Genomic DNA, 7,304 nt, shown 5'->3' with positions numbered 1-7,304 from the left:
CGCCCGAGTTCGGCTCGGGCCTGCGTAGCCGCACCGGCCCCGGCACACCCGATCAGGTCAGCCCGAGCCTGTCCATTGCGGTGGTCCAGTCGGTCACGACGGCCTGCTGCGCGGCCTTGAGCGTGACCTCGCCGGAGCAGACCGCGGTGTGGAGCTTCGTCTCCACCGGGTCCTTCTTGTTGTTGATCCCGCCGCCCGGCTTATGGCCCGGGTCGGCCGGCTCCACCCACAGGTTGCGGGCATCGTTCGGGTCACCGCCGAGCTGAAGGCTGATGTCGTGGTCGTACTCGGCATCACCGAGGCTGCCGGTGTAGCCGTAGGAGACGGCGTTCAGCTTCTTCTCCTTGCCGGTGACCGCCACCGGCGGGCGGATGTCCTTGGTGTAGCCGCCCTTGCGGCAGATGGTCTGTGCCAGATTCGCCTGCGTCACGTGACCGCCACCGGCGGGCGGATGTCCTTGGTGTAGCCGCCCTTGCGGCAGATGGTCTGTGCCAGATTCGCCTGCGTCACCGCCGGCGACGTCGCACCCGGCGTGCACTTCAGATCCGGCAGCGGCTCACCCTTCTCATACCGGTAGCGGCAGCTACCCGCGGGCGGCTGCTTCTTGCACCGTGTACTTCGACTGCGGCCCCGCACCCACCGGGATCTCCCCCACCGAACCCGCAGCCGCCGAACCCGACGGACCGGCAGCCGACGCCCCGTTCTTCCCACCCGCGCCCCCAGCCCCATGCGAACCAGACGACGAACACCCCGCCAGTGCAAGGCACGACAACACCACCAGCGGAACAACGCGACGACCCAACGAACTCATGACGACCCCTCACAGACGAGCAACAGCTGAGCGAATGCTCCCCCACCCGCATACCGGACTATGCTCCCCCACCCGCATACCGGACTACTCTCCGGGGCCCGGGCGCACAGGAGCACGCCCCCTCACACCGTCGAGTCCGGTATCCGCGGCGGGGCCCGCCTGGCTTTATCGAGGTAGCGGCTCTGGCTCAGCTTCCGTGACGCAGTGACCCCCAGTCACGCCAATAGGACGCGTTTGCGAAGGAGATGGAAGCCGGCCCGCCCGAACTTTTGACGCTTGAGCATCTTGATCCGGTTGACATGGCCTTCGACGACACCCGTGTTCCAGGGCAGGGTGAGTCCGGCAACGACGGCGTCCCGGTCCCGGTCGATGCCGGCGGCGAGGGTGTGCAGGCTGGGCAGGTCGTCCTGCCGAACGGCGTCGAGCCAGTCCAGGAGGTGCTCGCCCTGGCGCTCGGTGAGCATGACCGCGAAGGAGCGGACGTGGCGGGTGAGAGCGTCGAGTTCGGGGCAGTGCGTCCGGACGGCCTTGAGCTGGAGTTGCTCGGACTCGGCGAGGGTGTCCGGGTGCCGGAGGATCCATCCGGCGACGGCTCGGGGTGAGGGCGGCCGGGCGGTCACCGGTCGTGGTGAGGTGCGCTTCTCACGTAGGTAGGCGCGAGCGCGCTGGTAGCTGCCCTTGTAGCCGAGCGGCACAATCTCCTCCCACAGCTTCCACGCGTTGGTGGAGCCCTCGTTCCAGCGGTCGTCCAGGTACGGCTTGTAGTCGTCGAGGGCCGAGGACCGGTTCTGCCACTGGCCGGTGAACAGGTCCTCCGGCCTCGCGGCGTCGGCGAATCGCTTGACGGTGTGCCAGGCCATGCCGAGCTGCCGCTGGACCGAGCGTCGGCTGTGTCCTGCCTCCAGCAGGGCGTGGACGGCTGCGTGCCGGGCCCGGGTCCGGTCGGCGAAGCGGTGGCCTGTCGGCCATGGCGACGCGGACGGGTCCGGGGCGGCAGTGGTCTCGGGTTCGGGCTGAGCAGGTGCGGGCGTCAGGACACGAAGGCAGCGGCGGTGCTGCGCGACACTGCGCTCGGCGGCCTCGCTGAGGTTGTGCCAGAGATGCCACCGGTCCGCGACCTGCACCGCCTGTGGCGCTCCGGCAGCGTCACCTTCGGCGAAGAACGGCGCGCGGTCCCGGCAGACGACCTCGATACCGGGTCGCTGGGCGAGCCAGGCGGCCAGACTCGATGCCTCGCGGTCCGGAAGCAGATCGATCGGCCGGCGGGATTCGACGTCCACCAGCACGGTGCCGTAGTGGCGTCCCTTGCGGGTGGCGTACTCGTCGACGCCGACCACCCGCGGCGCGGTCACCTCCGGCTCGGGAAGGGCGTCGACCAGGCGCAGGACCGTGCTCCGGCTGACGGACATGCCGAGGACGGCGGCCAGCCGGGCGCCGGCCCGTCCAGCCAGAGCAAGACCTACAGAGGTCAGAGCTGAGCGCAGCCGCTCGGTGCGCTGGCCGTACCTGCGGGTGAGGCCGGGTATCTGTTCCACGAAGGTCCGCCGGGCGCACACGGTGTCGCGGCAGCGGAACCGCCGAACCCGTAACCGGAGCACGACCCTTCGTCCTGCGCTCGGCGCGTCAGCAGGAAACCGCAGGTAGGAGCTGTGCACCCGGGTCGACCAGGCTCCGCACCCCGGGCAGGCGGCACCGACCTTCGTGCACTGCATGTCAACGCGCACTATCTCGATATTCACGTCGACCGACAGCACCTCGATGTCCGCGACCGACGGGAACAACAGCTCCTTCAGCCGGAGCACGACCTCTTCCACGGCCGGGACTTTCAGCCCAACCACCCTCGTGACGGCTCATTTTCGGGCGACTTCCGAAGCTGCTCAGAGACTGCCGGACGTCACTCAGAGTGGCCGCTGCACGGAAGCTGAGCCAGAACCGTACCTCACGTACAGAGCCAGCCACTGGATCATTGCCTCGCTGGTGACTGTCAGGGCTTCGTAGTCGCAGGCCAGACGGTGTGAATGCATCAGCCACGCGAACGTGCGCTCCCCCATCCACCTGAGGGGGCAGAACAACGTCCGCGAGCCAGCCGCCTCGCTCCCAGGATCCATCCACACCGGCCTTTGCCGACCGGCTGCCTAGTTTTGGTGTGCGGCTGTGACAGCCACCGTGCCCGGTCCCTTGGCGGCGGGGTCGGTTTGGCGTTGGGCTGCATACCAGCCCAGGGCCCGGACGAGGGCTTTGTGCTGACTGGGCGGGAGATGGTCATCAAGGGGCTTCCACGCCTCGTCGACGAGTGTCCGGCCGTCGTCCAGGCAAGCGTGCAAGGCGCCGCTACGGGTGAGGAGTTCGGCGGCGCGGGCGGCGCCGTCGGGACTTTGTTGGTAGAGGCTGTCGCGCAGACGGTGGCGGTCGTCGTGATCGAGGAGGCCGGTGGCGTGTGCGACGGGGTAGGTGATGCGGCCGTTGAGGAGGTCCTCGGCGGGTGTCTTGGAAGATCGGCCCTGCTTTCGGTCTTCCGCGCTGGTGACACCGTCGAGGTCTGCGACGTCGTCGCTGATCTGGTAGGCGGTGCCGACGGCTTCGAAGTACCGGCCCAGCGCCGTGATCTGTTCCTCGGTGGCACCGGCCAGTACCGCGGCGGCTTCGGCCATGCACCGGACAGGGACGCCGGTCTTGAGCCGGTGGGCGGTGTGGACCTGGGAGAGGAGCTGGTGGTGGCTGCCGGTGGCCACAGCGTCTTCGAAGGCGCTGCGGGGCCTGGTCAGGTCCAGGGCCTGCCCTGTGTGTCCGGTGCGCAGGGCCTGGAGGCAGAGGCGGTGAACGCGCAGCATCGTGGCCCCGTCGTGCTGAGGGATGCGCTCCAGGATGGGATCGAAGGTGAGGTAGGCGAGTGTGCCGGCATTGATAGCGGTGGGGATGCCGAAGCGGTGGTGGACGGCGGGCAGCCCGCGGCGCAGCAGGGAGGCGTCTTCGATGTCGTCGATGACGGCGGAGGCGGTGTGGAGGAGTTCGGACACGGCGGTCAGTGGTCGGTAGGGCTCTGGGTCGACACCCAGGAGGCAGAAGACGGCGCCGGTGATGTAGGGGCGCCAGGAGCGTCCCGGGTTGTCCAGGAGATGGCGCAGCGGGGCGATAAGGGACTGGTGGAGGCGGTCGAGGGTGTCATCGTCCAGCGAGGGGCTGGTGTCGGCGCCGGTGAGCGCGTGCAGAGAAGCAACGTCGGGGCTCGCCGGATAGACGGCGGCGGCCTCGGAGATGGAGATTTGGGAGATCCGGCGCATGTAGCCTTCCACGTCACCGACCGTGCCGGAGGGCAGGGTTTCCATGAAAGCGTTTCCAGAGACGCGCGTGCCGTTCATGGTGCCGCTGACGGTGGCGGGGGACTCGCAGAAGGCACGGCCGGTCAGAACGGTGCGGGTCTCATGACCGGCAGCAGGGCCCGCGACCACAACGTCCAGGCCGAGGCCGGGAATGCTGAGCACGGCGGTGGTGGGGTAACTCTCCAGGCTGGCCAGGGAAGTCCAGTGCTGGGTGGCCTGCCAGGTGAGGTCGTGGTGATAGCTGACCGAGCCGTCGGGGGCGACGGCGGTCGCCCTGGTGAACAACGACGTGCTTTGTGCGGTGACGGGATCGGTGTGCTGGGCTCGGATGACGGCGATGTCCCAGCCGTTGTCGAGCTGCATGCCACTCCACAGCCAGGCGCGGTCGGCAATACCCTGCGCCCGACTGGAGCGGCGGACCCTACCGCCCCAGTCGTTTTCCAGCCAGGAGCGCCCCTCCACGCATTCCCAGGCGCGGCCTTGGGCGCGCACACGACCGCTGGTACGGAGGCGGGGGATGAAGTACGAAGTCGTCGCATCGCTCCCGTCGGGGCGAGGCCCGGGGTAGTGGCCATGGACGTCGAACTGCGGGACGGCCGGCTTCTGTGGCGTCAGACGCAGTTCCAGTTCCACCTCGCCCCGGACGGTGAAGAGGAAACTGCCGTCGTCCTCGGCACGCAGCGCGGCCTGTTCGCCCAGCACAAGATCCAGCCATTCGGCGCAGTCGGCGACCTCACCCTTAAGCAGGCGGTCGGGCAGGGGAACTCCCTCGGCCAGAACGTCCGTCAGGGCACTGCGGACCCGCGGATCCATCGCCTCGTCCCCGCGGACCGAGGCGCGAATGGTTTCCACAAGATCAGGACTCAACCAGCTGCCGCACACCGATCCCTCCGGGCCGCTGCACATGAAGAGCAGCCCATAACCGGGGCCGGTGCCCGACCCGCAGCGGTGGCCCTCCCGGAAGAGGGCGGCTGCCCAACGGTAAGCACTGCCGCTCTCACTGTGAAGATCACCACTGAGACACCATGCCTCCATGTCGGCCTCAGGGTGCGGCGTGCCGAACGGTGCGATGGCAGCTTCGGCGCGAGGTGCGGGCAGCGGCGCCGCAGGCGCGGGAGCGGAGCGGGTGTCGTGGGTCACGGACAAAAACTAGGGCGCTCGTGGTCAGCGGCTGACCTACAACCAGGGTTCTCACCGGTACGGATGGTTCATGGGCCGGCGTGCCGCATCATCCGTGACCACGGCGCCGCCGTGGCGTTAACCCCCCGGTCGGCAACAGCGAAAACTTGGGATGGTGGCCCGGTGGAGGTCAGCGGTGTGCACCACGCCTACCGCCGTCGGCGCGAGGTCCTGCGTGGGGTGGACCTGCGGTTGCGCGGTGGGGTACTGGCCGGGATCGTCGGGGAGAACGGGGCAGGCAAGACCACTCTGCTGAAGATCCTCTCCGGTGAACTGCGCGCGGACCGCGGCACGGTCCGCCACGACGGCAGGTTCGGCTACTGTCCGCAGGCAGCCGTCCTCAACGACGCACTCACCGTCCGTCAGCACTTGGAGTTCTTCAGGGCCGCCTACGCACTCCCCGACCTGCACCGCGCCGAAGAAGTGATGGACCGGCTGCACTTTCGCACGTACGACCAGCAGCAGGCCAAAACGCTCAGCGGCGGCACCCGCCAGAAACTCAACCTCACCCTCGCTCTGATGCACGACCCGCAAGTGCTGCTGCTGGACGAGCCCTACCAGGGCTTCGACTGGGAGACCTACCAACGCTTCTGGGACCTGGCCGCGCTGCTGCGTCAGGAAGGCCGCTCCGTCCTGGTCGTCTCCCACCTGGCCTACGACACCGCCCGCCTGGACGAGCTGTGGCGCTTGGAAGACGGCCTTCTGCAGCCTGTACAGGAGGCATTGGTCTCATGAAAGGTCACGGCCACGCTGGGCTGTTTGTCACCGCGACCCGGTACGCGCTGGCCGAACATCTACGCAACCGCTTCGCGATGGTTCTCATCGCCGGCTTCATCCCGCTGTGGACCACCCTCGCCTACCTTTCGATCCCCAGCACCCGGACCAGATTCCAGCTCAGCGCCACCAAGGACATCCTGACCCCGGCCGGCAACCAGCTCACCGAAATCACCGGTGCCCTGAACGCCGTCACCCTGATCATCGGCTTCATGATGTTCGCCTCCTCCTTCGCCTGCGGCAACTTCGACCGACGCCTCGCACTGGCCGGCTACCCTCGCACCCACCTCCTCCTCGCCAAAATCACCTCCCTCGCCCTCGCCTCCGGTGCGGTCGCCGCCTACGCCACCGCCCTCACCTACCTGCTCTGGACCCCCGAGCAGCCCCTCTACCTCGCCACCGCCCTGTTCAGCGCCGCCATGACCTACGGCGCCATCGGGGTCGCCCTGGGCTCACTTCTGAGGAAGGAAGTCGAGGGCATGTTCACCATCGTCATGATCAGCGTCATCGACCTCGCCCTGCAGAACCCGATCGCCAACTCCGGCTCCGACAGCCCCGTCGTACGCCTATTGCCCTCCTACGGCGCCATGCAGGCCAGCACCGCCGCCGGCTTCTCCACCACCGCCCTACCCAGCTACCTCGGCATCCAGCTGCTCTGGTTCACCGCCGCCGCACTCATCAGCCTCGCCGCCTTCCACCGCCGCACCCGCAACACCCTCCCGACGCGCACCCGCATCCCCCACAGCCAACACACCAAGTTCAGCGCAGCCGACTCCGAACACGCCGGATCAGCCACCACTACTCCCGGCCGGGAAGCCAGCGTCACCGAACGCCGCCCTGTCACCCTGCCAACCAGCCGTAAGCCCGCTCTACTCCATCGTCGGCGTACGCAGAATGTGGCCGGTCGGGGCGAGGATCTGCCTTAGACGTCCCCTGAGGTCGGAAGCTATTGAAGGGCCGCAGGCAGGTTTTTCAACGGTGAATCGACGCGGAATTCCTTGTACGCCCGCAAGGCCGCGTCGGTCGCCGCCCGCCAGTGAATGCCCCACCGCCAAAGCCACGACAGCGGCGGACGGATATCACCGTCGCATAATGTCGGCTCAGTGCGGTGGTCCAGTCGCTGACGATGGCCTGCTGCGCCGCCTTCAGGGTGACCTTCCCTGAGCAGACGGCGGTGTGCAGCTTCGTCTCCACCGGATCCTTCAGATTGTTCACCCCCG

General features: G+C 68.1%; 5 protein-coding genes and 1 pseudogene. 2 read left to right on the top strand and 4 right to left on the bottom strand.

Features of this window, described 5'->3' with window-relative positions; translation table 11 throughout:
- Positions 1-52: 52 nt before the first annotated feature.
- The 3 genes from ADK64_RS48645 to ADK64_RS15275 all read right to left on the bottom strand — a co-directional run bounded on the left by ADK64_RS48645 (position 53) and on the right by ADK64_RS15275 (position 5,271).
- Positions 53-430 (bottom strand): hypothetical protein, encoded by a 378-nt coding sequence (locus ADK64_RS48645; RefSeq protein ID WP_324614402.1) that lies wholly within the window; start codon positions 428-430, stop codon positions 53-55.
- Positions 431-1,026: 596 nt separating this feature from the next.
- Positions 1,027-2,625: an ISL3 family transposase gene (locus ADK64_RS15285; RefSeq protein WP_053659155.1), complete on the bottom strand. Its 1,599-nt coding sequence runs from the start codon at positions 2,623-2,625 to the stop codon at positions 1,027-1,029.
- Between the two features lie 321 nt (positions 2,626-2,946).
- Complete coding sequence (locus tag ADK64_RS15275) at positions 2,947-5,271, bottom strand: polyprenyl synthetase family protein (RefSeq protein WP_053659151.1); 2,325 nt, start codon at positions 5,269-5,271, stop codon at positions 2,947-2,949.
- A gap of 162 nt (positions 5,272-5,433) precedes the next feature.
- Here ADK64_RS15275 and ADK64_RS15270 point away from each other — a divergent pair, with 162 nt between their 5' ends.
- Together ADK64_RS15270 and ADK64_RS15265 are read left to right on the top strand one after the other, a co-directional pair.
- Complete coding sequence (locus tag ADK64_RS15270; protein WP_053659149.1) at positions 5,434-6,045, top strand: ATP-binding cassette domain-containing protein; 612 nt, start codon at positions 5,434-5,436, stop codon at positions 6,043-6,045.
- The gene (locus ADK64_RS15265; RefSeq protein ID WP_234384588.1) at positions 6,042-7,010 is read left to right on the top strand and encodes an ABC transporter permease; all 969 of its coding nucleotides are present in this window, start codon (positions 6,042-6,044) and stop codon (positions 7,008-7,010) included. The genes ADK64_RS15270 and ADK64_RS15265 overlap by 4 nt, the downstream gene beginning before the upstream one ends.
- A gap of 46 nt (positions 7,011-7,056) precedes the next feature.
- On the opposite strand, the pseudogene ADK64_RS47275 reads toward ADK64_RS15265, so the two are convergent.
- Positions 7,057-7,304: pseudogene (locus ADK64_RS47275) on the bottom strand (hypothetical protein); the annotation flags it as partial.

This window comes from Streptomyces sp. MMG1121 (assembly GCF_001280015.1).
Lineage (GTDB): Bacteria > Actinomycetota > Actinomycetes > Streptomycetales > Streptomycetaceae > Streptomyces.
Note: the sequence above shows the minus strand (reverse complement) of the source record. Positions and strands in the feature narration are given on the sequence as shown.

Excerpts from the sequence above, each read along its gene's own strand:
- ADK64_RS15265 (WP_234384588.1), top strand. The coding sequence starts at position 6,042 with ATGAAAGGTCACGGCCACGCTGGGCTGTTTGTCACCGCGACCCGGTAC.